The sequence below is a fragment of the Frankia sp. AgPm24 genome (assembly GCF_023243055.1).
GTDB classification, from domain to species: Bacteria; Actinomycetota; Actinomycetes; order Frankiales; family Frankiaceae; genus Frankia; species Frankia umida.
In genome coordinates this window covers 1-1,840 of sequence record NZ_JALKFW010000052.1, presented here as the reverse complement: position 1 = coordinate 1,840, position 1,840 = coordinate 1, and the positions used below count along the sequence as shown (strand labels likewise).

At 73.3% G+C, this 1,840-nt stretch carries 1 protein-coding gene; it reads right to left on the bottom strand.

What is annotated here, in order from left to right; all coding sequences use genetic code 11:
• Positions 1-1,840: type I polyketide synthase (locus MXD61_RS05565; protein ID WP_248811771.1), on the bottom strand; the 1,840-nt coding region annotated here is incomplete at both ends.

Sequence of the window (1,840 nt, the reverse complement as noted above, 5' to 3'; positions counted from 1 at the left end):
CCCCGGTCGGTGGGGAACTCCCCCACCACGTCCGCACCCGACGACAGCAGCTCCCACAACGCGGCCGGGCCGTCCACGCCTCCGGGCAGCCGCAGTCCCAGACCGACGATGGCGACGGGCTCGTCCGTAACGATCTTCATCGGGGGGATGACGGCGTGAGTCGGGGTGAGACCGGCCACCTCGGTGAACAGGTGGTCAGCGAGCGCGGCGGGCGTAGGGTAGTCGAACACCAGCGTCGCCGGCAGGGCTGTTCCGGTCAGAGCGGTGAGACGGTTGCGCAGCTCGACCGACGTCAGTGAATCGAACCCCGCGTCGCTGAACGCTTGGTCGGCCCGCACCAGGTCCTGACCGGCGGCCCCGAGGATCACGGCGGCCTCGGCGCGGACCAGGCCGACCAGATGGGCCACCTGATCCTCCCGATCCATCGTCGCCAGCGTCGCCTGCAGCGCTCCGACGGTGCCGGAGGCGGCGGTGCGGCGCTGCGGCCCCGCCAGAGCTTGGAGCAAAGGGGGGACAGGACCGTGGTGGCGACGCAGCACCGCCAGGTCCAGCACCATCGGGACCAGCGTCGGCTGACGGGAGGTGAGAGCCTGATCCAGCAGCGCCATACCCGGCTCGGGATCCAACGCGCCCATCCCGGTGCGGCTCATGCGTGCCAGGTCGGCCTGGCTGAGGTGCTCGGTCATCGTGCTCGCCGGCGCCCAATAGCCCCAGGCGAGGGACACTGCGGCCTCACCGGCGGCACGCCGACGGGTGGCAAGGGCGTCGAGATAGCAGTTCGCGGCCGCGTAGTTCCCCTGCCCCGGAGCGCCCAGCACCCCGGCGACGGAGGAGAACAGCACGAACGCCGCCAGCCCGAGCCCTCGGGTCAGCTCGTCTAGATGCGCGGCCGCATCCGCCTTCGGACGCAGTACGGCCTCCTGCCGCTCCGCCGTGAGCCCGCCCAAGACCGCGTCATCCAGCACACCAGCGGTGTGGATCACCCCGCTGAGCGGCCCCGGCACCGAGTCCAGCAGGGCCTCGGCCTGACCCCGGTCGGCGACGTCACCGGCGACGATCTGCACGTGGGCGCCAGCGGCCTCCAGCTCCTCCCGCAGCTGTGCGGCTGCGGGCGCGGCGGGGCCTTGCCTTGAGACCAGCACCAGGCTCCGGACCTCATGCTCGGCGACGAGGTGGCGGGCGACGAGACCGCCCAGGGTCCCGGTTCCGCCGGTGATCACCACGCAGCCCGCACCCAGGTCCCCGGCCGCGAAATCCTCCTGAGGGGCTCGGGTGAGTCGGGGGACTTCGATCCGCCCGTCCCTGAGCCGGATCTCTCCTTCGTCCGCGGCGGCGGCCTGCTCCAGCGGACCCATCAGATCAACGGGTTCCGCCGCGTCCGAGGCGAGGTCGACCAGCAGGATGCGGCCCGGGTTCTCGGACTGGGCCGAGCGGGTCAGCCCGGCGACCGCGGCCGCCACCGGATCGCTGCCCGCGGCCCGGGCCACCACCGCCAGCCGGATTTCCCGGAAGGCCGGGTCGGTGGCGAAGACCTGCAGCACCTCCAGCACCCGCGCCAGTTCCCCACGCACCCGCGCCAGTTCTCCGGCGCTGTCGGTAAGCCCGGCATCAAGGATGAGCCACGGCGGGAGGTCCTGTTCCAGCGCTCGCAGGTCGGCCACGTCCCCGATCACGGCACCGGCGGGCGCGTCGGCCGGGGCCTGGCCGGCGGCGAGGGGGATCCAGTCGACGGTGAACAGCGCGCCGCGGGCCGACGCGTCGGGGGCGGTGAGGTCGGCGGCGGCGACGGGCCGTGTGGTCAGGGCTCCCAGGGTCAGGACCGGGTCACCGGCCGTGTCCG